Here is a 24406-nt window from a genome sequence, read left to right as displayed (position 1 = left end):
AGAAGGAATGGACCAGGAAATGCAGAACATCTCCAAACGAGTTGTCGGGCCGCTGGCCCTCGGGTCCGTCGTGGCCCTCACGCTGTCTGCCTGTGGCGGCAATGTCGCCGCGGGCGGCGGCGGTGAAGAGGATTTTCCGACGAAGGAAGTCTCCATCACTGTCGGAGCCGCAGCAGGAGGATCCACGGACCTCATCGCACGTGCACTGGCGGATGGTGCCTCGTCCGACATCGGACAGGCCATGCCGGTGATCAACAAACCCGGTGCCAACGGAACGCTGGCAGCCAAGGAAGTTCAGGCGGCCAAGCCGGACGGCTACAATCTCGCGACGCTCAATGCTTCACTCATCACGATCACTCCGCTAGCCGTCGGTGAAGACGAGGCAGTCAGCATTGACGACTTCGAGGTCATCACCGGTGTATCGCAGGATGACTATGTCATGGTGGCCAACCCGGATGCCGAGGTGAAGAACGTCGATGACATCAAGAAGAGCAAGAAGAAGCTCTCCTTCGGCACCGCAGGCGTCGGGACCGGCTCACAGCTAGCCCAGAGCCTCCTGTTGGCTCAGATCGACACCGACTTCAAGGAAGTTCCATTCGACTCCGGTGCCCCAGCGGTGACGGCGACCCTCGGCAATCAGGTGAATGTCTCCACAGTTCAGCTCGGTGAGGCGAAGCCTCACATCGACGCAGGCAAGCTCGTGCCGATCATGGTCTTCTCCGAAGAGCGGAACAAGTTCCTCAAGGACGTTCCGACGGCAACAGAAGAAGGCTACGACATTCCGGTGTCGCAGTACCGTGCGGTCGTGGCGCCGAAGGGTACGCCCGATGCGGTCGTCGAACGGCTCGAAAAATCCTTCAAGGCGACGTTCAAAACGGACACCTACAAGGAATTCAATGAGAAGAACCTGCTGACGCCGACGGAGATGCCCGGCGATGAGATCGCCGCCGAGTGGTCCGACCTGGCCGATCGCTACAAGAAGCTGGTTGATGAATATGACATCGATCTCGCCGACTGATCGAGTTGCCGTGCAAAAACCCGAAGACAGCGAGCCGCGGACCGAGATCGAGGCCATCAGCGATGACGCCGAGACCCCCGAAGAGCTCCTGGCGCTGTGGGAGGAAGAGGCACCGGAACCCGCTGGGGGCATCGCCAACCTCGTCGCGTGTGCTCTGACTCTGGCTTTCGGCATCGCTGGGATGGTGCTGTCCTGGAACCTCTCCCTCGGGAGCCTGACAGACCCCGCCCCGGGATTCTTCCCGTTCGTCGTCTCGTTGATCACCGCGATCCTCTCGGCGGCCCAGATCGTTCTGGGTCGTCGGGGAGGCGATGGTGAGAAGTTCAGTCGCTATTCGGCCACGGTCGTCTGGGGAGTCATCAGTCTTCTGGCTTTCGTCACTGTGCTTCCTCTGGTCGGATTCGAGATTCCCGCTCTGCTTCTGTCCTTCGTGTGGATGAAGTGGTTGGGCGGCGAATCCTGGCGGTCAGCCATCCTCTACTCGACTCTGACCGTCGCAGCCTTCTATCTCATCTTCGTTGTGGCGCTGCGAACACAGCTGCCACATCTCTTCTGAGGGGGACGAACCAATGGACATATTCACACCGGTCCTCGAGGGGTTCGGCACCGTCCTCGAGCCCGGAAACCTTCTGTACTGCTTCATCGGCGTTCTCGTCGGCATGCTCATCGGAGTGCTGCCTGGGCTTGGCCCGGCCGCTACGATGGCCATCCTTCTTCCGATGACCTTTGGAATCGAGCCGGTCACTGCGATCATCATGCTTGCCGGCATCTTCTACGGTGCCCAGTATGGCGGCACGATCACTTCGGTGCTGCTCCGGCTCCCAGGGGAAGCGAGCTCTGTCGTCACCGTCTTCGACGGCTTCCAAATGGCCAAACAGGGCCGTGCGGGTGCGGCGCTCGGAGTTGCGGCAGTCGGATCATTCATCGGCGGGACTGCTTCGATCCTCGGTCTGACGTTCCTGGCCCCGTTGATCGCTGGCTTCGCACTCGATTTCGGCCCGCCCGAATACGCGGCCTTGTCCCTCCTCGGTGTCACTCTGGTCGCAACGATCAGCTCCGGAAGCAAGGTCAAGGCGCTCATCGCCGCCGCCATCGGCGTATTCCTCGCGATGGTCGGTCGAGACGTCTTCACAGGCACCGAACGGTTCACCTTCGACAATCTCAGCCTCAGCGACGGCATCGACTTCGTGACAGTGGCGATGGGATTGTTCGGACTTGGTGAGATCCTCTACAACCTCGAGGAGCGACACAAGGCGATGGCCACTCCCGAAAAGCCCAAACGGGTGTGGCCGACGAAAGGCGAACTCAAGCAGTCCGCTCCCGCGATCGGACGTGGCTCGATCCTCGGCTTCCTGCTGGGAATCCTGCCCGGCGGAGGAGCGACGATCTCGTCTCTGGCTGCCTACGGTGTGGAAAAGAAGGTCGCCAAAGACCCTTCGCGCTTCGGTAAGGGGGCTATCGAAGGCGTCGCCGGGCCGGAGTCTGCGAACAATGCCGCAGCAACGTCATCGTTCATTCCGCTCTTGAGCCTCGGTATTCCTGCCAATGCCACCATGGCACTGATGTTCGGTGCTCTCCTCATCCAAGGGATCACTCCGGGACCGCTCTTGGTTTCCGACGAACCCGAACTGTTCTGGGGCGTCGTCAACTCGATGTACATCGGCAACATCCTGCTTCTCATCATGGCGATTCCGCTGATCGGCGTCTTCGTCAAGATCCTCAGCGTCAGACCGGCGATCCTCGCCCCGATTACAGTGCTCATCACTCTCATCGGTGCGTATACGATCAAGAACTCCGTCTTCGATGTGGGCCTCGTCGTTCTCTTCGGAGTGATCGGGTACCTCATGAAGAAGGCCGGATTCGAGCCGGGACCGCTCGTCCTTGCTTTCGTTCTGGCCGAACTCCTCGAATCGAGTGTGCGTCGTTCGCTCATTCTCTTCGAGGGCAACCTCGGCGAGGTATTCACCCGTCCGATCACGGTCACGCTGCTGTTCGTGTTCCTGGTCGTCATCCTCCTGCCGATCATTCAGAAGATGCTCGGCCGCACCAAGGTCAAGTCAAAGAGCAAGGAGCTCGTGTCATGAGCATTCTGGTCGGATATGTTCCAACCCCGACGGGGGAAGCCGCGGTCGATGCAGCGATCAAGGAAGCCCGCTGGAGGGGCGTGAAGCTGCGAATCGCGAACTCACGCAAACGCGGCCCGCTGGTCGAAGGCACGGTGGCAGAAGACGCTGATCTCGAAGCGGTGAAGAAGCGAGCCGAAGACGCCGGAGTCGACGTCGAAGCCTTCACCCTCGCTCACGAAGACGATGTTGTCGACTCTCTGCTCGAGGCGGCAGACGCGTGGTCTGTTGACCTCATCGTCATCGGCATGCGCAAACGGTCCCAGGTTGGAAAATTCATCATGGGGTCCTCAGCGCAGCGGATTCTGCTTCAGGCGGAGGCACCTGTCATGGCGGTCAAGGCCGTCAGCTGAGCGACTCGTCGTCGGACCGACACCAGCGCTGCTGGTGTCGGTCTCTTGCCTGCGACGGCGGATGCGGTCGCAACGAACCGATTACGGAGCTGATGTGTCTCTCAAAGTGGCTGTACTGCCGAACTCGACGCCCGATCTTGACGCCGCGCTGAAATCAGCTGACGCCACCGTCACCTCGTTGGACGATGCCCGTGCAGTGATCTGGACGGGGTCCGATCAGACCGGCTTTCCACGAGAACTGCCGGCGAACATCGAATGGGTTCAACTTAAGTCCGCAGGAGTCAGACCGTGGATCGCCTCGGGCTGTGTCGATTCCCGGCGGACGTGGACGTCCGCAGCCGGCGCCTACAGCGACCATGTCGCCGAACACGCCGTGGCTCTGCTCCTCGGCTGTCTGCGGCAGTTCACGCTTCATGCTCGGGCGAATATCTGGCTGAGGGACCACACATGGGCCACGGTTCGCTCATTGCGGGGCCGCACCGTCGCGATCGTCGGCGCGGGTTCGATCGGGCGGGCGATGATCCCGCTGCTCAACGCGCACGGTGCGAGGGTGATCGCCATCAATCGCTCGGGATGCGAGGTCGAAGGTGCGGTGACAACCGTGACCTCTCGAAACCTGAACGACGCCTTGGCTGCAGCCGATGATGCCGTGCTGGCGGGCGCCTCGACGGACGAGACACACCGACTGATCGGTCCAGCTCAGCTGGCGGCCCTCGGCTCTGACCCGCGTGGCGGCGTGCCTGGAGTTCTGGTCAATATCGCCCGCGGTGATCTCGTCGACACAGCCGCCCTCACAGATGCCCTGCGCGGTGGAACCGTCGGCGGAGCGGGGCTGGACGTCTTCGACTCCGAGCCGTTGTCGGCCGGGGACCCGCTGTGGAGTATGGACAATGTACTCATCACGCCGCATATCGCCACCCCGAAGAGCAGCATGCTGGAGAGCTTCGCCGCCTTCGTCGAAGAGAATCTTCGTCGTTTCGCCGCCGGACGCGAGCTGATGGCAGAGATCGACCTGAATCGCAGCTATTGAACATTCGTCAGCGCAGAGCCACCGTGTTGTCTCGCCGCAACTTGGCCTTGACATGACTGAGCCTCGACATCGTCGGATCGATGTCGAGGCTCAGTTGGTTTCCGGCTCGGCTCTACACCCAGCCGACGACCACTTGGACAGTCACCCAGATCGTCAGCAGAGTGGTGAGGACCAGGATGATGTTCTCGAAGATGTTCGCGCGATTCTCTCCGAAATGGCTCTTCTTGTTCGCGAGGACGAGCAGCCCGATTGCGACGAGCGGGACAACGACGGCTTGGAGGCCCGTGACGAAGACCGCCATCGTGACGAACCCGGGCATCCCGGGGAACGCCCAGATGATCGGTGAGACGAGGATGAAGAGACTGAACCATTTGAAGCTCGGGTCATCCTCAAAGTGATCGCCGTAACGTTCCCGGCGGCTGGGCCTGATGATGTGCAGGCAGTCGACGATGATCTTCGGAAACCCGTTGGCGAAGCCGACGACGCTGCTGTAGAGGATGCCGAAGGCGCCGAGGTAGAAGATCGTCCCGCCGACCGCGCCGAGGTGAATCGACAGCGCCTGGGAGATGTCATCGAGGTTGGTGACCTCGATGCCGTTCGGACGGAGGATCTCGGCACCGACGACCCAGATGGAGAGGCTGATGACGATCGCCGAGGATATCCCGAACAGAATGTCGTTGCGCTGCAGCTTCTTGAAGCCGGCGCCCCTCCATCCCTTGTCGCGAACATAGTAGGGGTAGAGGAAGTTCGCCATGGAACCGGCGACCGCGCCGATGAGTGAGAGGGCAACGGCGAAGACACCGATTGCTCCGGTGTTGTCGGGGATGCCGAATCCGATGGTTCCGCGGACGATCTCGCCGACATCGGGCACGCTGTAGATGGCGAGCCCGAGGAAAACGACTGTCATCATGGCCAGCAGCAGCTTCATGATGCTTTCGATTGTCTTGTAGACGTTCTTTCCGATGACGAAGATGCTCGCGACGACGAGGATGCATGACCACAGGAAAGGATCTCCGACGGTGAAGATCCTCGCTAAGGCTTCGCCGGCCCCGCGGACCATGTACCCGTTGAGCAGGTGTCCGCTGATGAGAGCTGCGATCCCGATCGCCCAGGGATACCACCGGGCGACGTCGCGGTAGCCTTCGATGATCGTCTGGTTCTTGAGGTTGAGGACCTGATAGCGGCCCATGATGTTGACGATGACGAAGCGGATGAGCAGGGAGGCTGCGAGCAGCCACATGAGATTGTATCCGTAGTTCGATCCCGACACCGAGGCGGTGACCAGATCGCCGGCGCCCATCATGGCGAGAACGGCGATGATTCCGGGTCCGAATTCGCGCAGGCTCCCCAAGATTCCGCGTCGTTTCGGCCCGGCTGCAGTCGGGCCGTCTGAATAGATTGTGCTGGCAGCGTCGTCGCTAGTCGCACTCATGGTGAAATGGTTCCTTTCGGCGGCGTCCGCTGTCACCAGCGGGGTGCCACGGCCTGGTAGTCGGGGTCGAATTTCTGCATATAGCCGGTGTCATCGCGGTTTCTGATGCCGCAGTCGAGGTATCGCTGGTGCAGGGTGGCAAGCCGGTCGCGATCCAGTTCGACGCCGAGACCGGGAAGGGTGGGAACTTCGAGACTGCCGTTGTCGAAGTGGAAAGGGTTGCCGACGATGACGTCGTCTTCGGGGTTCTTCCAGGGCCAATGGGTGTCGCAGGCATAGTCGATGTTCTTCGTCGCTCCGGCCAGATGCAGCATGGCCGCAAGGCTGATGCCCAGATGTGAATTCGAATGCATCGACAATGACATGCCAAAGGTCTCGGCAATGCCCGCCAGCATGGTCGACCTGCGCATTCCGCCCCAGAAATGGTGATCGGAGAGGATGACATCGATGCTGCCTGCGTACACCGCATCCGGCAGCTGCGCGAATGCGACCACACACATGTTCGTCGCCAAGGGCATTTTCGCGGCGGCGCGGACCTTGGCCATGCCTTCGATGCCCGGAGTCGGGTCCTCGAGATACTCGAGGGTCGAGTCGAGGCGTTCGGCGACGCGTATCGAGGTCTCGATCGTCCAGGCCGCATTCGGGTCGATTCGAAGCGATATGTCGGGGAATCGCGCGGCAAGCGCCTCAATGGCCGCAGCCTCCTCGTCCGGGGGATAGACCCCGCCCTTGAGTTTGAGCGCGGTGAAGCCGTAGTTGTCGATCATCGTCTCTGCCTGCCGAACGATCCCTGCGGGGCTCAGAGCTTCGCCCCACCTGTCGGCGGGGTAACCGGGGTGACCCGCCCACTTGTAGAAGAGGTAACCGCTGAAGTCGACGCGGTCGCGCACCCGACCTCCAAGAAGATCTGAGACCGGAACTCCGAGGATCTTGCCCTGTAGGTCGAGGAGGGCGACTTCGAAGGGTGAGAAGACCCGGTCGAGAGTCGAGGAGTCGGTGATCATCCCGCTCATTCCGTGCCCACCAGCGATGGAATCGCTTGCCAGCGCATCTTCGGCCGCTTCACGCGCTCGGTTGATGTCGAAGACCTCGGTGCCGATGAGGATGTCCGCAGCGAGGCTGAGCCGTCTCTGATGCGCTTCATCGCCGTACGTCTCACCCAGACCGTAGCTGCCCGAATCATCAATGACCTCGATGATCGTGCGGATGGCGAATGGTTCGTGGACACCGACGGCGTTGAGCAGTGGGGGATCGGCGAACGCGACCGGCGTGAGGCGGATGTCGACGATGCGTGTGGTTTGAGAAGAAGTCATAGTCATCTGGTTCCTTCAGCTGATCGTCACGGTGTCGGTGGTCCAGGCGCGAGCTTGGCCGCTGAGGGTGATGCCCAAGCCGGGACGGTCCGGGACGATCATCCGGCCGTCCTTGGTCTCCAAGCGTTCGTTGAAGAGCGGATCGAGCCAATCGAAGTGCTCGACCCAGGTCTCGCGCGGGTAGCACGCGGCGAGGTGCAGGTGGATCTCCATGGCGAAGTGAGGGGCGATGTCGAGAGCGGCCTCATCGGCAAGCGTGAGCAGGCGCATGAACTGTGTGATGCCGCCGACGCGTGGAGCATCGGGCTGCACGATGTCACAGGCGCGGGCGTCGATGAGTGCCTTGTGCTCGGCGACCGAACTGAGCATCTCGCCGGTAGCGATCGGAGTGTCGAGCGTCCGAGTCAGTCGAGCGTGACCTTCGACGTCATAGGCATCGAGGGGTTCTTCGATCCACACCAGACTGAGCTCGTCGAGGGTGCGGCCCATGCGCAGCGCTGTCGCCCGGTCCCACTGTTGGTTGGCATCGACCATCAGTGGGGAATCGCCGATGTGGTCGCGCACCGCAGTCACCCGGCGGATGTCTTCTGCACTGTCGGGCAGGCCGACCTTGATCTTGATGCCGCCGATGCCGTCGGCCAGCGACTGCGAGGCCCGTTCCTTGACCTCGTCGATCGAGGCGTTGAGGAAACCGCCTGAGGTGTTGTACGTGCGCACGGAGTCGCGGTGGCTGCCGAGGAACTTGGCCAGGGGGAGATCTGCTCGCTTCGACTTGAGATCGTAAAGGGCAATGTCGATGGCGGCCAGCGCCTGAGTCGCCAAGCCGGACCGTCCGACCGAGGCGCCTGCCCACAGCAGCTTCGTGTAGAGCTTCGCAATATCGTTGGGATCCTCACCGATGGCCGCCTCGGCGATCTCCTTCGCATGGGCGTACTGGGCGGGACCGCCTCCGCGCTTCGAATAGCTGAAGCCGATTCCCGTATGCCCCTCCGTCGTGGAGATCTCCGCGAAGAGCATTGCGACCTCGGTCATCGGCTTCTGCCGCCCGGTGAAGACCTTGGCATCGGAGATCGGCACCTCCAACGGCAATCGAATCGATGACAGGGTGATCGTCTTGATCGCGTCGGGGGTATACGCCATTGGAACTCCTTGATCGTGCCGATTCGAGGTCGCTCTCACCTGGTCATCGGCCTGGTTCAGGTGAGGCGTGTGCCGTGTCAATAACATCGGTGTTCGCGCCTGTAGGCCAATACCTTTAGTGCATGAATCGATATCGAATGAGCCTTAGACAGGCATCACCCGGCGATCTAGAGTCGCTTCCGAATCACTCCATCGAAGTAGTCAGCAAAGGAACCACAATGGCCCAATTCTCTCCTCAGGACCTGGCAGACCATCTCAAGAACGGTCTGCTCTCGTTCCCTGCGACGGCGTTCAACGCCGATCTCAGCCTCAATGAAGAAGGCTACCGAAGCCACATCGAATGGCAGTCCAGCTATGACGTCGCAGGGCTCTTCGCAGCCGGTGGCACCGGCGAGGGGTTCAGCCTCGGCCCCGAAGAAGCGGCTCGGGTCGTCGAACTTGCAGTGGCCTCCTCGCGACCCGAGGTTCCCGTCCTCGCCTCGGCAAGCGGACCGACCGTCCAGGCCGTCCGCAATGTGCGTGATGCCGAAGCGGCCGGAGCCGAGGGTGTCCTCGTCCTCCCGCCCTACCTCACCGAATGCGATCAGGACGGCCTCTACGAGCATGTGTCCGCGATCTGCCGGGCTACGAGCATCGGGGTCATCGTCTACAACCGGGCCAACGCGATCTACGAAGCCGACACCGTCGCCCGGCTGGCCGACAGCCACGCGAACTTCATCGGCTTCAAGGACGCCATCGGGGACATCGAACACCTGACGAAGGTCTATGCGAAGAACCGCGACCGCCTCTTCTACCTCGGCGGACTGCCGACTGCCGAGACCTTCGCCCTGCCGCTGCTGCAACTGGGCATGAGCACCTACTCCTCGGCGATGTTCAACTTCGTCCCCGAATTCGCCCTCGACTTCTACGCCGACGTCCGTGCCCAGGATCGTGATGCGGTGACCGAGAAGCTCAACCGCTTCGTCCTGCCCTACCTCGACATCCGCGACCGTGGCAAGGGCTACGGTGTTTCGATCGTCAAGGGCGGCCTCAAGGCCATCGGCCGCGACGCCGGGCCGGTCCGTCCGCCGTTGCATGACCTCAGCGAGAAGGACATCGCGGACCTCACAGACCTCATTGCGGCTGCGCAGATCCAGCCGCAGACCGACGTGAAGATCGGAGCCTGACCACCCATGACCGAGCTCACTGGACTCTCCCTCATCGCAGGGAACCCGGTCACCGGCAACGGCATCACGACGAATGCCATCGACCCGCGCACCGGACAGTCACTGACACCGGACTACTCCTTCCTCGACGAATCACAGGTCGAGCAGGCCGTCGCTGCTGCAGCGCAGGCCTTCTCGAGCTACCGGGCGACGACCCCGACCGAACGTGCCGAATTCCTCGAGACCATCGCCGCGAACATCGAGACCGTGCGTGAACCACTCGTAGAGCGAGCCATGTCCGAGACCGGGCTCCCGTCGGCTCGGCTCAACGGCGAGGTCGGACGGACCGTCGGACAACTACGACTCTTCGCTGAGGTGGTCCGAGCTGGGAATTTCCACGGTTCCCGGATCGACCCCGCGCAGCCCGAGCGCACGCCGATGCCGCGACTCGACATCCGACAGCGTCGAGTCCCCGTCGGCCCCGTCGTCGTCTTCGGTGCCAGCAACTTCCCGCTCGCGTTCTCCGTCGCCGGGGGCGACACCGCCTCGGCGCTCGCCGCCGGATGCCCCGTCATCGTCAAGACGCACAATGCGCACCCAGGGACCGGGGAGATCGTCGGGCGCGCCATCACCGAGGCGGTCGCCGCCCACGGACTCAACCCCGGAGTCTTCTCCCTCGTCTTCGGTTCCGGGGCATCGGTGGGGCAGCAACTCGTGGCTGACCCCCGCATCTCCGCGGTCGGCTTCACCGGTTCCCGTTCCGGCGGTCTGGCCCTGCAAGCCACGGCTCAGGCGCGGAAGGTGCCCATCCCCGTCTACGCGGAGATGAGCTCGATCAACCCCGTGATCATGCTCGACGGCGCACTGACCGGGACCGGAGCTCGCGAGCTCGCCGAACAATTCATCACCTCCCTGACGGGTTCGAGCGGGCAGCTGTGCACTGCACCCGGACTTGTGCTGGTCCCACAGGGCACCGGCGGTGATGCCTTCGCCGAGGCGGTCGCGGAACTGATCGCCGAACAGACCGGACAGACCATGCTCACCCCTTCCATCGCCGAGTCGTTCGAGCGCGGCGTGGCCGCGCTCGGTGCGCATGACACCGTGTCCACGGTGGGTGTAGGCACTGCGGGCGAGGGCGCCAATGCTCCCGCACCGGTCGTCTTCACCGCCTCGTCGGCGGCGTTGAGGGAGAACGAGGTGTTGAGCGAGGAGATCTTCGGAGCCGCCTCCGTGTTGGTGCGATATGACGGAGTCGAGGATCTGATCACAACCCTTGAAGGGCTCGAGGGGCAGCTGACGACGACGATCCACGCGACCGACGCTGATACGGAAGCGGCAGGCGTTCTGCTGCCGATTCTCGAGGATCTGTGCGGTCGGATCCTGTTCAACGGATGGCCCACCGGGGTCGAGGTCGGATACGCCATGGTGCATGGCGGACCGCTCCCGGCCACCTCGGCGCCGGCGACGACCTCGGTGGGCACGCTTGCCATCGACCGATTCCTCCGCCCTGTCAGCTACCAGTCGGTGCCGACGGCACTCCTGCCGGAAGCCGTCGTCGATGACAACCCGTGGTCGATCGTGCGAATGATCGACGGCGTGGTGACGACTCCGGACGAGGACGAGCGTGCGGCCCTCAACGGAGCGGGATCGGCCACCTCATGAAAGGAGCGCCGATGATGACACGAACTGCGGTCGCCACTCCCACAATCGAATCCGTCAGAGTAGTGCCGGTCGCCGGCAGGGATTCGATGCTGCTCAACCTCTCGGGCGCCCACGGGCCCTACTTCACGCGCAACATCGTCCTCATCGGCGACAGTGATGGCAGGACGGGTCTCGGCGAGGTGCCCGGCGGCGAGAACATCAAGGCCGCCATCGACGATGCGGGGCGGGAGCTTGCTGGCAGGCCGGTGGCTCAGGTCAACCGGATCGTGTCCGAGCTGCACCAGCGGTTCGCGACGGTCGACGCCGGTGGGCGGGGCAACCAGACTTTCGACCTGCGCGTGGGTGTGCACGCCACCGCCGCGATCGAATCGGCTCTGCTCGATCTGCACGGTCAGTTTCTCGGGCTCCCCGTGGCCGACCTCCTGGCCGCCGGACAGCAGCGGGAGGCGGTGCCGATGCTCGGGTACCTGTTTTTCGTCGGCAATCCCGATGACACGGGCCTCGACTATCTGCGTGAATCCGAGGCAGATGGCTGGGATCGTCTGCGCCGCGAGGAGGCACTGACCCCGGATGCGGTGGTCGAACTGGCGAGGGCCGCCTCGGCGAAATACGGGTTCAAGGACTTCAAACTCAAGGGCGGAGTCCTCGCCGGTGAAGCCGAGGTCGAGACGGTCACGGCTCTGGCCGAGGAATTTCCGGATGCGAGAATCACACTTGACCCCAACGGCGGATGGCTGCTCGACGAAGCCATTGAATACGGCAATGCGCTGAACGGGGTCGTCGCCTATGCTGAGGACCCTGTGGGAGCCGAAGGGCGGTTCTCCGGACGCGAGTCCATGGCCGAATTCCGTCGGAAGACAGGGCTGCGCACCGCCACGAACATGATCGCCACGGACTGGCGGGAGATGGCCCACGCGATCAGGTCTGACGCGGTGGACATCCCACTGGCCGACCCGCACTTCTGGACGATGTCCGGCTCGCATCGGGTGTCGCAGATGTGTCACGACTTCGGGCTTACCTGGGGTTCGCATTCGAACAACCACTTCGACATCTCGCTGGCGATGTTCACGCATGTCGGTGCTGCAGCCCCGGGCGAGATCACGGCGCTGGACACTCATTGGATCTGGCAAGACGGTCAGGAGCTGACGACCGATCCGCTGCAGATCGTCGAGGGTGAGATCCGGGTGCCGACGACTCCGGGTCTAGGCGTCGCCCTCGACGATGACCGTCTGGCCGCAGCACATGAGCTCTACGTCGAACACGGCCTGGACTCACGCGACGATTCGGTCGCCATGCAGTACCTCATCCCCGGCTGGACCTTCGACGCGAAGAGGCCCTGTTTAGTCCGCTGATCCCATCCTTTGCTACTTGACGGCGGCCCAGCAACCTTGCGCGAGGTTGCTGGGCCGCCGTCAAGTAGCAATTAGGGGGTGGTGGTGACCACCGTGCGCAGGCCCGCGCTCGGGTCGGTGAACTCGTTCGGCAGATTCGCCAGATTGATCGGACCGCCGAAGATGTCCTCCCAGGGCATCGCCGCTCCGTCGGCGGCGAGGAAGTCCACGGCCTCCGCCAGATGGTGCGGTTCGAAGTTGTGCACCCCGGTGATCGTGCGCCAGCCGCGCACCATCTGCTCGGGGTCGATTGCGACCTCGGGGCCCGGCGACACACTGCCGGCGAGGACCACGGTGCCGCCGGTGCCGAGGGAGCCGATGCAGGATTGCACCCCGGTCTCGGCGCCGGAGAGCTCGAGCGCAACATCGACATCACTGAGCTGCGCCCCCGGTTCGACTGTCCCTGTCGCGCCCGCCCGTTCGGCCAAGCGCCGCCGATCCGAGTTCGGGTCGGCGGCAACGACCTCGGCGGCTCCGTGAGACAGCGCGGCTGCCACCGCGGTCAGTCCGAGCATGCCGATGCCGTTGACGAAGACCCGAAGCCCGCGCAGGTCACCGGCGGCTTCACACATCGCCATGACCGTGGCGACGGCACACCCCGCCGTCGCGGCCACGCCGTCGGGCACAGAATCGGGTACGGGAACGACCGCGACGCCGGCGGGCAGGCGAACATGACTGGCATAGGTCCCCGACAGAGCCCAATCCGAGTCCGCCGACTCATGGCCGACCTTGCGCACCGAGGTGCATTTCGCGCTCAGCCCGCGCAGGCAATTCCGACACTGTCCGCACACCGAGGTGACCGAGAAGACCACGCGAGTGCCGACGGGCACATCCCCGCGCGTCTCCTCGACGATGCCGACGCCCTCGTGGCCGAGGACCGAGGGGCACGCCCCCGATCGGCGCCCGCTGACGGTGTGCCGGTCGGATCCGCACACCGTGGCCGCAGTCAACCTCACCAGGCTCTCTCCGGGGCCGAGCGGCGGTCGGTCGAAAGTGCGGAGTTCGAAATCCGAACCGCCGGTCCACACCTGAGCGAACGGCTGTATACCCAAGCTGCCGCCGTCACCGTGTGACGAGGTGTGCTCACGGGTCGGATCAGCCGCCTCGGCGCCGGTCATCGCCGGATCGGGCGTGGTCGCTTTCACTTCGCGACCACCGCGGCTTCCTGCTCGGCAAGGGCGCCGGGCAGATCGGCCACGGAGTCGAGGACGAGATGCGCCCCCTCTGCCGCGAAGTCCTCGCGCGTGAGGTGCCCGGTGAGCACGCCCACCGCGGTGACCTCTGCCCGCAGCGCCGATTCGACATCCGCCGAGGTGTCCCCGACGCTGACGACGGCAGAGCGGTCGGTGACGTTGAGGGTCTCCATCACCCGATTGATCATTTCGGGTGCCGGACGGCCCGCGGGCACCTCATCGCCGGTGACCGAGACATCGAAGGTCTCACCCTGCTTCCAGCCCATGGTGGTGAGGATGAGGTCGGCGATTTCGCGGGAGAACCCGGTGGTCAGGCCCACCTTGATCCCGCGCTCGCGCAGGGTCGCCAGCGCCTCTTCGATGCCGGGCAGCGGGCGCGGCGGATTCTGCGTGTAGGTCTCGCTCAATTCGGCACGAAACCACTGCCAGCCCCGTTCGTGGACTTCCTCGGTGACCTCGACCCCGCCGAGGCGGAGCAGATTTTCGATCGCCCAGTGCTTCTCCGTGCCCATCCACTTCTGGAACACCTCGTCGGAGTAGGCGGCGCCTTCCCGCTCGGTGGCCTCGCGCAGGACGCGGTAGACCTCGTCGCGTTCGTCGATGGTGGTCCCGGCCATGTCGAAGACGGCAAGTTCGGTCATGATGGTTCTCCTTCTCTTGAGATGATGCCCACGCGTTTCGTGGGCATGGTTCGGTCGATCGGCCCCGTCAACGGACCGCGCCGCGCAGCCACATGGAGAGGGCTTCGACGGCGAGGACGATGGCGACCATGAGGATGAGCACCATGGTCACGACATCGAACTGGTTGACTCGGGAAGCGTTGAGCAGCAGGAATCCGATGCCGCCTGCGCCGACGACGCCGAGCAGTGTGGCCGAACGGATGTTGGTGTCCAGCAGGTACATGATGTGGGCGACGAACGCCGGTGCCGCCTGCCGCAGAGTCGCTGCGAAGAACACCTGTGCCTCGCCCGCCCCGGTGGCCCGCACCGCCTCCTGCACCTGGGTGTCCGTCTCCTCGATGGAATCGGCGATGAGCTTCGACAGCAGGCCGATCGCCCCGATGGACAGGGCCAAGGTGCCCGCGACCTCTCCGAGTCCGGAGATGACGACGAAGATGATCGCGAGGATGAGTTCGGGAATGCCGCGGACGACGACGATGAGAACGCGGAACGCCTGATGGACGACCCGGTTGGCTACGACGTTTCGGGCGGCGAGGACCCCGACCGGGATGGCGATGATCGTGCCGATGAACGTCGCGGCCAGCGAGATCTGGACGGTGACGAGCAGCTGCTGAAGGAGGTTGGCCAGCGTCCCTCCCGTCGACGGCGGGAAGAACAGCGCCAGTGTGCGGGGCAGGTCGATCAGACCTGCGGCCAGAGCCGACCACGAGATGTCCACCCGCCACAGCGCGGCGATCGTGAGGACGATGAGCACCGCCGCCGAGGCGAAACGACGAAATCGTGCCACACTCCAGGGTGGGGTGAGCACGAGGTCGCCCGCGCGCGTCTCACGGCCCCGGTTGAACATCCGATCGACCCAGGTCCCGCCGGTGACCCGGGCGCCGGCCGAGTGCATGAGCGCGGCCCGAATGGCGCCCGAGACGAGTTCGATGACGATGCACAGACCCAACACGATCACCGCCAGCGCCATCCCGCGCTGGTAGTCCAAGGTGCGCAGCGAATCGGCGATGGCCAATCCGATGCCGCCGACACCGACATAGCCGAGCAGCACCGAGGTGCGCAGGTTGATGTCGAAGCGGTGCAGGGCCGTGGCGATGAGCTGCGGCATGAGCGTCTGCGGAATCGCGCTGAGGATCTGCTGGGGCCGGCTGCCGCCGAGTGCTTCGATCGATTCGCGTGGCCCGTCGTCGAGTTCCTCAATGGCATCGGCATAGAGCTTGCCGACCATGCCCACCGAGTGGATGCCCATGGCGATGATGCCCGCAGTCGCCCCGAGGCCGAACATCCGCAGGAAGACGATGGCGAGCACGAGATCGGGGATCGCGCGGGCGAGGACGATGAATGTCCTCGCCGTCCACTGAGAGCCGCGGCCCATCCGCGTGGGCCTGGCCGCAGCCAGAGCCACGGGAACCGAGAGCACGACGGAGAGCAGGGTCGCCAGGAACACGATCGCCAGCGTCTCGACGACGAGCGAGACGGTCTCATCGACGGCGGGGAAGTCGAGCGGGACGATGCGGGAGAAGAATCCGACCGCATTGTCGAAGGACGAGACTATGGTGGCCGGATCGATACCGAGTGACGACACCGACCAGGCACCGGCTCCGGCGAGACCGAGGAGCACGAGACCGGCGGCGATGCTGTTGCCGGCCGGACGGGACCGGCGGGGTTCGGTGACGGCGGGAGCCTCACGGTCGAGGACGAGACTCATCGAAACGCTCCGACCCGGACGGCCGCCTCGGTGCCGGTGGTCGTCGAATCGGTGCCGGAGCCGCCCAGCCCGGACACGCTCGAGTAGATCTGCGAAGCCTCCTCGGTGCTCAGCCCGGTCGTCGCCCGGTCGAGGACGACCTGACCGGTGCGCAGGCCGACGATCCTGTCGGCGAAATCGATGGCCAGCTGCACCTGATGCAGGGAGGCGATGACGGTGAGGTCGTCCTCGGCGGAGATCTGCCGCAGCAGGTCGATGACGTCGCGGGCCGAGACCGGATCGAGGGAGGCGACCGGCTCATCAGCGAGCAGCACCTTCGGGTGCTGCATGAGCGCGCGGGCGATCGCCACCCGCTGCTGCTGGCCGCCGGAGAGCGTATCGGCACGTTGGTAGGCACGGTCGGCCAGACCGACCCGATCGAGTTTTTCGAGGGCCTCCCGGCGGACGGCCTTCGGGTACATCATCAGGGTGATGCGCGGTCCGCGCAGCGATCCGAGAGCCCCGGCGCAGACGTTCTCGAGCACGGACATCGGGCCGACGAGGTTGAAGGACTGGAAGATCACTCCGATGTCGCGGCGGACGGCTCTGAGCCCTGATCTGGTCTGCCGGTCCATGTCCTGGCCGAGGACGCGCACCCGCCCCGAGGTGGGGGTGTGCAGGCCGTTGATGTGGCGCAGCAGGGTGGATTTTCCCGATCCGGAGAGCCCGAGGAGGACGGTGATGCCGCCGTGTCTGAAACCGAGGTTGACGTCGTCGAGGCCGAGGACTCCGCCGCCGAAGTCCTTCGTCACCCGGTCGAGCTGGACGGAGTAGATGGAGTCGATCTCCCTCTGGAGTTCCGGAGTTGTGGGCGCTGTCGAAAGATGGCTCATGGTCGTCCTCCTCAGCCGATGTTCTTGCAGGCGTCGGCCTCGGTGGCCTCGCAGATGTCGCGGATCGAGTCGAAGTCGGCATCAGTGACTTCCTTGTATCCGTAGGTGATCTCCTCGGGCAGAACGCAGTCGTCCTCATCCGAGCAGATGCCGGCGTCGACCATCGCGGGGACGTTCGCCTTCTCACGGAGAATGTCGGTGAGCTGGGCCGCCGTGTCCGCGTCGAGGGCGTCCTTGTTCACGGCGATCGGGTCCTCGGTGATCGGTTCGGATTCCCAGATGCTCTCGAGGCTGCCCTTGTCGACCTGTCCGGATTTCTCCAGCGTCGTGAGCATGGCGTCGTGAGCGAAGGCCACGTCGCAGTCGCCGGAGCTCAGGGTCAAAAGCGAAGCGTCGTGGCCACCGGACATGACGGGTTCGAGATCCTTGTCGAGATCGATGCCTTCGTCCTGCAGCCCCTTCATCGGCACGAGGTAGCCCGAAGTCGAGGCGGCATCGACGAAGCAGGTCTTCTTGCCCTTGAGGTCGCTCAGACTCTTGATGTTCGATCCCTTCTTCACATAGGCCAGCGAAGTGTAAGCCGGGTCCTTGTCGGCATCGTTGGTCGGAGCCGCCGCAGGATCGATGTTGATCCCCGAGTCCTTCGCGATGACGTAGGCGAAGGGCCCGAAGGAGGCGGCATCGATCTGGCCGGCGCGCATACCTTCGATGACGGCGGCATAGTCCGAAGCGTTCTGGAATTCGACGGTCTTGCCGGTCTCCTCCTCGATGAGCTTCGTGATGTTCTCGAACGAGGATTCGAGCGTCGAGGAGGATTCGGCGGGGACTGCGGCGAAGGTGATCGTGTCGTCGTCGCCGAAACCGCTGGAACCGCCGCAGGCGGCGAGCAGGGGGAGGGCGAGGAGGCCGGCCGTGAGACTTCGGGCCGTACGAGAGCGGAGGAAGGGCAGCGTGGCCATGGTGGAGCCTTTCGGGTGCAGGGGGTGGATGAGACGCTGTCGGGCGGTCGTTCGATTCCATCGTGCCCAGTCCAATCCGTGATGTCTATACAACTGATGCTTGTTCACCGGGTGGACATGACAACTTAATGCGTGGTTCGGAAATGCCCGGATAGATCGCGGTGCGGCTCAGATGTCGGCGGAGCCGCCCGAGACGATGAGATCGGCGATGCCGAAGGCCAGAGTCATCCCGATCCCCGAGGCGACGACGGCGACGGTCGTGGAGTCGTCGGGGCGTTCGAGGATGAGGTTGGTCGACGGGCTGTCGGCATACATGCCCAACCAGCGCTGGCGCACCGTGGGTCGGTCGATGCCGAGCATCGCAGTGGCGCGGTCGAGCAGCAGGTCGGCGATCTCCTCGTCGATGAAGGGCTCGGGACTGAGATCGTAGGCGTGAGAATCGCCGATGAGCAGGCCCTGCGGAATGTCGGTGACCATGAGGTTCGCGATGCAGGTGCGCAGCCTGGGTTCCCGCTCGTCGAGTTCGCGCCGCAGCGCCTCGGCGCCGGGCATCGCGGCGAACCCGTCGTAGCGGGCGAGGGAGGTTCCGGTGAGCATTGCGAAGCCCCTGGGAAAGCGGTCCGCATCTTCGATCAGCGACATCACGAGTGAGCAGATGCGGACCTCGTGGGCCTCGGCGATCTCGGGGAACAGGCTGGTCAGCTGGTAGCCGGGGCAGACGACGACCTGTTCGGCGCGGAAGTTCCCGCGGTTAGTTGTCACGGTGCCGTCGGCCACCTCGGTGACGTGGGTGTTCCACGTGAACTCCACGCCCTGCTCGGCCAGCCAGGCGGCGATCTGCGGGGCCGCCTGCCGTGGGTCGACGCGCATGTCCCACGGCAGATGCGCACCGCCGACGGCGTTGAGTCCGGGATTGCGCACCGCCTCGGCGATCTGATCGGGGGTGAGGAGTCGGACCTGATCGGGGCCGCGGTGGGCGGCGAACTCCTCGAGGACGGTGAGTTCGGCCGAGGTCATCGCCGGGATGAAGGTGCCGGTCTCGGCCGCCCAGAGGCCGGTGGCGGCCGCGGCGTCGAGCCATCCCGCGCGTGATTTCTCGGCAAGGGGCTGTGCGGCATCGGACTGGCCGGTGAAGCAGGCGTGGCCGAAGTTCTGGATCGACGAGCCGACGGGGCGGTCGGAGCGATCGATGACGCGGACGGTGCGGCCCTGTCGGTGGGCGAGGAATGCGGTGGCGAGCCCGAGGATTCCCGAGCCTGTGATGATGAGATCTGTTGTCGGCATTCCCTCATGATTGTGCGGCCGTGGCGTAGAATGAAGATATGTATGTACAAGTTTGATGGCTGTTCACCTGAATGTGACATTGCGTCCCTGCCGCGCCATATCGAGTTCACCGAGACAGCGCTGAGCGCAGGTCGCGAAGGAGAGGATCACTCATGACCACCGGCCCGAGGCACCACGCCCGACAGCAGCACGATGAGATTGCGCACTACCTGCGCACGGCGATTCGCGAGGGATCGTTCCAGCCCGGTGATGAACTCCCCTCCGAGGCGGAACTCACGCGCAAGTTCTCCAGTTCGCGCGGTCCGGTGCGGCAGGCGATGTCGGCGCTGCGGGCAGAAGGGCTCATCTCTTCGGGTCGGGGGCGGCGGACGGTCGTGCTCGACAACGTCCTCACTCAGTCCTTCGACGATGTCATCTCGTTCTCTCAGTGGTGCCACGCCTCTGACATCGTTCCGGGGCAGGTCACGCAGCGGGTGGCACGTGAGCCGGCCGAGAAGTCCTTGGCGGCGAGTCTGCGGATCGAAGCCGGCGATCCGATAGTCTCGGTGTTCCGCCTGCGCCTCATGGACGAGGTGCCCGCCATGGTCGAGCGGCTGAATTATCCGCTCGACTTCGGTCGGCATGTCCTGGCTTTCGACACGGATTCGGGATCGATCTACCAGGAGCTCATCGATCAGGGCGTCGACATCAACCGAGCCTCACGCACGATCGATGCGGTCGGGGCGAATGAGGACGATGCGCGGCTCCTCGAGGTGCCCGTGGGCACCCCGCTGCTGCGGGTGCGGCGGCGAGCCTTCACCACCGCCGGGGACGTCATCGAGTCCTCCGACGACCGCTATCTGCCGTGGAAGGCGAGCTTCACGATGAACTCGACCCGCGGAAACCCGAGCTCGATGTCGCTGGTCTCGACCGAGCACACTGCACCTGTCTGAGCGTGGGGGGCCCACCCGGTCAGCCGCGTCTGAGCGCACGGCAGCCACGTGCGGCTCAGTCTGCACTCGAGACCGTTCTCGTGCGGGGTTTGCGCATCCTCTCGAGCGTCCCGACTCGTTCGTGCCGGAAAGCCCTCGCAGCCAGCGGTCCTTCCTTCCTCACACCAGCCACAGCGCCAGCGTCGTCACGGGTACGAGTACGAGAGTCAGGCTCAACCCGAGCATGGCGAACTTCCGCCACGAGATCTCGACGCCCATCGCTGTCAGCCTCTGATGCCACAGCAGGGTGGCAAGCGACCCCCACGGGGTGATGATCGGAGCAAGGTTCACCCCGATGAGCAGAGCGCCGAGCCGCAGAGGAGTGTCCGTGAACGCCGAGAGGCTGAGATAGGCGGGCAGGTTGTTGACGGCGTTCGCGCCGAGGGCACCGATGGCCGCGATCCGCAGCAGGTCGAACAACCCCTCGCCCTGACCGACCGCGGTGTCGAGGGCCGCGACGCAGCCCTGGACATGGATCGCCTCGACGATGACGAACAGGCTCGCCGCGATCCCGACTGTCTGCCAGGGAACGAGGCGGAAGGTGAGCACACTGCGGCGGCGGACGGCGAACACCACGAGGAGCACAAACGCCGCGACACCGGCGACGAGGGCTACCGGGAGCCCGGAGACCAACATCGGCAACAGCACGGCAACGACCACCGCCGCAATGAAGAGTAGGCGCCGGTCGGGAATGGTCGTGGTCTCCGCGAGCTCGTATCGACCCACCAGGCTCCTACGGTGGATGAGGGTGAGCGCGATGACGGTGATGAGCACCGCCACGAGCGCAGGAGCCCAGAATTCGACGAAAAACCCCAGCGGCGTCCCGCCGAGTGCATCGGCGGCCAGCAGATTGGTCAGGTTCGACACCGGCAGGAACAGTGAAGCGGTGTTGGCCAGCCAGACGGTGGCGAGTGCGAACGGGAGCGGAGAGACCCTGACGTGCCGGGCGAGGACGACGATGACCGGGGTGATGAGCACCGCCGTTGTGTCCAAGGACATGAGCGCCGTGCTCAGTGTGATCATGACGAGGACGAAGCCCCACAGCAGCGCTCGCCGCCCCCGTCCCCAGACGGCCAGGCGTTCGGCAACGACCGAGAACACGCCCGCGACACTGGCGAGCTCGGCGACGATCGTCATCGCGATGACGAATACGAGGACGGGCCCAGTCGTCTCGGCGAGTGCGGCGAGGTCGTCGCCCGGCAGGCGTCCGGTGACGACCGTGAGAACCGCGACCGCGATGAGCGCCCACGGCACGATGACGTTCCACCGCAGAGAGGCGAGATTCCACTGGTTTTCGCGCACACCTGCAGAGTACGGCACGAACGCCCCCGCCCCCTGGCCACATCACCTCGGCGATCATAGGGTGGTGTCATGGCGACCTCAGCGAACACTTCAGCACAGAACTCACCGATCCCCACCCTCGACCTCAACGACGGGCGTGCGATCCCGCAGCTCGGCCTCGGCATCTATGCGATGAAGGGCGAAGACGGCGTCGACGCGATCGTGGGCGCCGTCGACACCGTCGGCTACCGTCTGCTCGACACCGCGGTGAACTACGAGAACGAACGCGAAGTCGGCGAGGCGATCGCGAACTGCTCCGTCGCCCGTGAGGACCTCTTCGTCACGTCCAAGATCCCCGGCCGCCACCACGGCTTCGACGAGGCCATCGCCAGCACCGAGGAGTCCCTGGCCAGGCTCGGCCTCGACTACCTCGACCTGCACCTCATCCACTGGCCCAACCCCAGCGTCGGCAAGTACATCGACACCTGGCGCGGTCTCATCGAGCTGCGCGAACGCGGGCTCGTGAAATCGATCGGGGTCTCGAACTTCACCGAGGCGATGCTCACCGAGCTCGTCGACGCCACCGGGGTCACGCCCGCGGTCAACCAGATCGAGCTCCACCCCTATTTCCCGCAAGCCGAGCTCATCGCCTTCCACCGCTCGATCGGCGTGCAGACCGAATCCTGGTCCCCGCTCTACCGTGACCAGGGGCTGTTCGACGAAGCCCCCATCACCGAGGCGGCCGACCACCATGACGTGACCCCGGCCCAGGTCGTCCTGCGCTGGCACATCGAAGTCGGCAGCGTCCCGATCCCGAAGTCGGCGAACCCCGAGCGACAGCGACTCAACGCCGATGTCTTCGACTTCGAACTCACCCCCGCCGAGGTGGACGCGATTTCCGGACTCGAGCGCGGTCGGATGAAGGATCGGGACCCGCTGACGCACGAAGAGATGTGAGGGGCAACGGCGAGACGGTCAGCGTGATGATCTCTGCCTCCGACATCGACCGACTGCCGGCGGCGTGATCAGCCCTCGCCGGTGTAGAGGTCGCCGATGCCCATTCGGCTCGGAGGAGGAAGGCTGATCCGAGCCCGCGCGGCCTCCGTTCCGAAGGCGATGAGGAGGAACGCGACCAAACGGCGGGAGAGTTCGTGCGCGTGGTCGCCCGAGGCCGTCCCGACACCGGAATTGGCCAACATGACCATCGTCAGGTCACTGACCGTGAAATCCGCACGCAGCATCCCCGCCTGCTGTGCACGCTCGACGAGGAGCGAGAGCTCCACTTCGGCCTGCCGTCGTCTCTCACCGATCCTGTCGCCTGCCCCGCGTGTGGAGCGATCGTCTGCCGCGGCGCGGGTCGAGAGGAAGGCGTCGGTGAATCCGCGGTCGTCGATCTGCATGCGGCAGATCTCCTCGAGGAATCGGCGGAAGCCGCGCCAGGGGTCGGGGTCGGCCACCGCCTCTGCGAGCACCGCCTCACAATGGTCGAGCTGCGTGTCGAAGGTTTCCCTGACGAGGCTGCTCCGATCGGGAAACCGTCGGAACACCGTGGCCACACCGACTCCTGCCCGACGGGCGATTGCGCTCATCGGCACGTCGAGTCCCCTCTGCGCGAAGAGTTCTGCCGCCGCGTCGAGGATGCGTCGGCGGTTGAGTGCCGCATCTGAGCGGAGTCGGGTGCTGTCCGTGCCCTCGATCTGAGTCGGTTCGGTCATGACTTTCTCTCACTTCTGCGAAAACGGAATGATGCGACCACTTCGACTCTTAGTCTAAGTGGAAAGCCTCGTCCATTACGGGGCGATCGAGTCACGATCCGGTGCGATGCCGGAGAAGAGAGAAGCAGATGAAGATTCTCATGTTCGGACGCGGAGTGATCGCGACGCAGTACGGCTGGGCCCTGGAGCAGGCCGGCCACGATGTCGACTTCTATGTCCGGCCCGGGCGGATCTCCGACTTCGGCCCGCACGTCGATCTTGAGATCAGGGACGGACGCGAACGTCGGCGCAATCGGCAGGTCAGGCAGCGCTGGGCGATCACGATGCGCGAGGAGCTCGGGCCCGACCACGACTACGATCTCATCATCCTCAGCGTCAATCATGACCAGCTGGCCGGCGCTGTCGAGTTCCTCGCTCCGCGCCTCGGGGATGCGACGGTGCTCGTCTTCAACAACATCTGGGTCGAGCCCATGGAGGCGGTGGCCGGCTTCCCGAAAGATCAGATCGTATGGGGATTCCCCGGTGCCGGCGGCGGGTTCTTCGGCAGCACTCTGCGCGGCGGAATGGTCAGGAATGTCTTCCTCGGGCTCATTGACTCCGAGGAGCCCTCCGCGCGACACAAGGCGGTGCACGGGCTCTTCGAAGGAGCCGGCTTCTCGGTCTCAGAGGTGGCGGACTTCAGGAGCTGGTTGTGGTTCCACTTCATCCTCGACGCTGCCATCATGGTCGGAATCCTCCGTCTGGGCGGCTTCAGAGAATACGCGCGATCGCGGTCGGCCATAAAGGAATCAGTGCTCCAGATTCGCGAGATGACCGCCGTCCTCGAAGCCAAAGGCGGGACTCCGAGGCTTGGGGCGGCCGCCATCCGCCGCTTGCCGGCTGGCCTCATCGCCTTCGGTCTGCAGAAGGTGCTCGGCGGAGACAATGACTACAGCTACCTCATGGAGCAGGTGATCGACAGCGGGCACGGCAGCTATGACATGACGAGCATCTATCCGCGCGAAGTGCTTGCGGACGCGAGGCGTCTCGGGGTGAGCGTTCCCCGCGTGGAGGCGCTGGAGTCGGTATTCAGATGACAGCAACGAGGATGCCCGGCCCTCTCGTGCGGGCGGGCGGAGGCCCCTCACGCCCTGGCG

22 protein-coding genes are annotated in these 24406 nt (G+C 64.5%); 11 read left to right on the top strand and 11 right to left on the bottom strand.

Features of this window, described 5'->3' with window-relative positions:
• The first annotated feature begins 7 nt into the window (after positions 1 to 7).
• From ACSE4D_RS07205 to ACSE4D_RS07185, 5 genes are all read left to right on the top strand, one after another.
• Complete coding sequence (locus tag ACSE4D_RS07205; RefSeq protein WP_436326949.1) at positions 8 to 1018, top strand: Bug family tripartite tricarboxylate transporter substrate binding protein; 1011 nt, start codon at positions 8 to 10, stop codon at positions 1016 to 1018.
• Positions 1019 to 1028: 10 nt separating this feature from the next.
• On the top strand, positions 1029 to 1574 hold the full coding sequence (locus ACSE4D_RS07200) for a tripartite tricarboxylate transporter TctB family protein (protein WP_436326948.1): 546 nt from the start codon (positions 1029 to 1031) through the stop codon (positions 1572 to 1574).
• Between the two features lie 13 nt (positions 1575 to 1587).
• Positions 1588 to 3102: a tripartite tricarboxylate transporter permease gene (locus ACSE4D_RS07195; RefSeq protein WP_436326947.1), complete on the top strand. Its 1515-nt coding sequence runs from the start codon at positions 1588 to 1590 to the stop codon at positions 3100 to 3102.
• A complete protein-coding gene (locus tag ACSE4D_RS07190) occupies positions 3099 to 3494 on the top strand; it encodes a universal stress protein (RefSeq protein WP_436326946.1) in 396 nt (131 codons plus the stop codon). The genes ACSE4D_RS07195 and ACSE4D_RS07190 overlap by 4 nt, the downstream gene beginning before the upstream one ends.
• Before the next feature lie 94 nt (positions 3495 to 3588).
• On the top strand, positions 3589 to 4524 hold the full coding sequence (locus ACSE4D_RS07185) for an NAD(P)-dependent oxidoreductase (RefSeq protein ID WP_436326945.1): 936 nt from the start codon (positions 3589 to 3591) through the stop codon (positions 4522 to 4524).
• Between the two features lie 112 nt (positions 4525 to 4636).
• Here the strand turns inward: ACSE4D_RS07185 and ACSE4D_RS07180 are convergent, their stop codons facing one another.
• Genes ACSE4D_RS07180 through ACSE4D_RS07170 form a run of 3 tightly spaced genes read right to left on the bottom strand, consistent with a single transcriptional unit; the run spans position 4637 to position 8409 of the window.
• Entirely contained in the window at positions 4637 to 5956 is a 1320-nt protein-coding gene (locus ACSE4D_RS07180) for an Nramp family divalent metal transporter (RefSeq protein ID WP_436326944.1), read from the bottom strand.
• 32 nt (positions 5957 to 5988) lie between these two features.
• Complete coding sequence (locus tag ACSE4D_RS07175; RefSeq protein WP_436326943.1) at positions 5989 to 7269, bottom strand: glucarate dehydratase family protein; 1281 nt, start codon at positions 7267 to 7269, stop codon at positions 5989 to 5991.
• A gap of 15 nt (positions 7270 to 7284) precedes the next feature.
• Complete coding sequence (locus ACSE4D_RS07170; protein ID WP_436326942.1) at positions 7285 to 8409, bottom strand: L-talarate/galactarate dehydratase; 1125 nt, start codon at positions 8407 to 8409, stop codon at positions 7285 to 7287.
• A 218-nt stretch (positions 8410 to 8627) separates the two neighbouring features.
• Between ACSE4D_RS07170 and ACSE4D_RS07165 the strand changes: the two genes are divergently transcribed.
• The 3 genes from ACSE4D_RS07165 to ACSE4D_RS07155 are packed head-to-tail and all read left to right on the top strand — an operon-like array spanning position 8628 to position 12568.
• Positions 8628 to 9575, top strand: coding sequence for a 5-dehydro-4-deoxyglucarate dehydratase (locus ACSE4D_RS07165; protein ID WP_436326941.1), 948 nt, complete (start codon positions 8628 to 8630; stop codon positions 9573 to 9575).
• A 6-nt stretch (positions 9576 to 9581) separates the two neighbouring features.
• Positions 9582 to 11216 carry an aldehyde dehydrogenase (NADP(+)) gene (locus ACSE4D_RS07160; RefSeq protein ID WP_436326940.1) on the top strand — a complete coding sequence of 545 codons (1635 nt, stop codon included), beginning with the start codon at positions 9582 to 9584 and terminating at the stop codon, positions 11214 to 11216.
• Between the two features lie 11 nt (positions 11217 to 11227).
• Complete coding sequence (locus ACSE4D_RS07155) at positions 11228 to 12568, top strand: enolase C-terminal domain-like protein (RefSeq protein ID WP_436326939.1); 1341 nt, start codon at positions 11228 to 11230, stop codon at positions 12566 to 12568.
• 71 nt (positions 12569 to 12639) lie between these two features.
• Here the strand turns inward: ACSE4D_RS07155 and ACSE4D_RS07150 are convergent, their stop codons facing one another.
• The 6 genes from ACSE4D_RS07150 to ACSE4D_RS07125 all read right to left on the bottom strand — a co-directional run bounded on the left by ACSE4D_RS07150 (position 12640) and on the right by ACSE4D_RS07125 (position 19303).
• On the bottom strand, positions 12640 to 13752 hold the full coding sequence (locus ACSE4D_RS07150) for a zinc-binding dehydrogenase (RefSeq protein WP_436326938.1): 1113 nt from the start codon (positions 13750 to 13752) through the stop codon (positions 12640 to 12642).
• On the bottom strand, positions 13749 to 14441 hold the full coding sequence (locus ACSE4D_RS07145; protein ID WP_436326937.1) for a phosphonatase-like hydrolase: 693 nt from the start codon (positions 14439 to 14441) through the stop codon (positions 13749 to 13751). Before ACSE4D_RS07145 ends, ACSE4D_RS07150 begins: the two co-directional genes overlap by 4 nt.
• A 67-nt stretch (positions 14442 to 14508) precedes the next feature.
• Positions 14509 to 16188 (bottom strand): phosphonate ABC transporter, permease protein PhnE, encoded by a 1680-nt coding sequence (gene phnE / locus ACSE4D_RS07140; RefSeq protein ID WP_436326936.1) that lies wholly within the window; start codon positions 16186 to 16188, stop codon positions 14509 to 14511.
• The gene (gene phnC, locus ACSE4D_RS07135) at positions 16185 to 17060 is read right to left on the bottom strand and encodes a phosphonate ABC transporter ATP-binding protein (RefSeq protein ID WP_436326935.1); all 876 of its coding nucleotides are present in this window, start codon (positions 17058 to 17060) and stop codon (positions 16185 to 16187) included. The genes phnE and phnC overlap by 4 nt, the downstream gene beginning before the upstream one ends.
• 11 nt (positions 17061 to 17071) lie before the next feature.
• Positions 17072 to 18019 carry a phosphate/phosphite/phosphonate ABC transporter substrate-binding protein gene (locus tag ACSE4D_RS07130; RefSeq protein WP_436326934.1) on the bottom strand — a complete coding sequence of 316 codons (948 nt, stop codon included), beginning with the start codon at positions 18017 to 18019 and terminating at the stop codon, positions 17072 to 17074.
• A gap of 168 nt (positions 18020 to 18187) precedes the next feature.
• A complete protein-coding gene (locus tag ACSE4D_RS07125) occupies positions 18188 to 19303 on the bottom strand; it encodes a TIGR03364 family FAD-dependent oxidoreductase (RefSeq protein ID WP_436326933.1) in 1116 nt (371 codons plus the stop codon).
• 152 nt (positions 19304 to 19455) lie between these two features.
• Here ACSE4D_RS07125 and ACSE4D_RS07120 point away from each other — a divergent pair, with 152 nt between their 5' ends.
• Complete coding sequence (locus ACSE4D_RS07120; protein WP_436326932.1) at positions 19456 to 20235, top strand: GntR family transcriptional regulator; 780 nt, start codon at positions 19456 to 19458, stop codon at positions 20233 to 20235.
• A 159-nt stretch (positions 20236 to 20394) separates the two neighbouring features.
• Here the strand turns inward: ACSE4D_RS07120 and ACSE4D_RS07115 are convergent, their stop codons facing one another.
• Positions 20395 to 21576, bottom strand: a complete 1182-nt coding sequence (locus ACSE4D_RS07115) for an SLC13 family permease (protein WP_436326931.1) — start codon at positions 21574 to 21576, stop codon at positions 20395 to 20397.
• Positions 21577 to 21645: 69 nt separating this feature from the next.
• On the opposite strand from ACSE4D_RS07115, the gene ACSE4D_RS07110 reads away from it, so the two are divergent.
• Positions 21646 to 22512, top strand: a complete 867-nt coding sequence (locus tag ACSE4D_RS07110) for an aldo/keto reductase (protein ID WP_436326930.1) — start codon at positions 21646 to 21648, stop codon at positions 22510 to 22512.
• A gap of 68 nt (positions 22513 to 22580) precedes the next feature.
• Here the strand turns inward: ACSE4D_RS07110 and ACSE4D_RS07105 are convergent, their stop codons facing one another.
• Positions 22581 to 23270 carry a TetR family transcriptional regulator gene (locus tag ACSE4D_RS07105; RefSeq protein ID WP_436326929.1) on the bottom strand — a complete coding sequence of 230 codons (690 nt, stop codon included), beginning with the start codon at positions 23268 to 23270 and terminating at the stop codon, positions 22581 to 22583.
• A 128-nt stretch (positions 23271 to 23398) separates the two neighbouring features.
• Between ACSE4D_RS07105 and ACSE4D_RS07100 the strand changes: the two genes are divergently transcribed.
• A complete protein-coding gene (locus ACSE4D_RS07100) occupies positions 23399 to 24346 on the top strand; it encodes a ketopantoate reductase family protein (RefSeq protein WP_436326928.1) in 948 nt (315 codons plus the stop codon).
• Positions 24347 to 24406: the final 60 nt, after the last annotated feature.

Origin of the sequence: Brevibacterium sp. FAM 27836, assembly GCF_051351055.1 — a bacterium.
Taxonomy (GTDB): domain Bacteria; phylum Actinomycetota; class Actinomycetes; order Actinomycetales; family Brevibacteriaceae; genus Brevibacterium.
The sequence above is the reverse complement of the archived record's forward strand: the minus strand, read 5'-3'. Positions and strand labels throughout refer to the sequence as shown.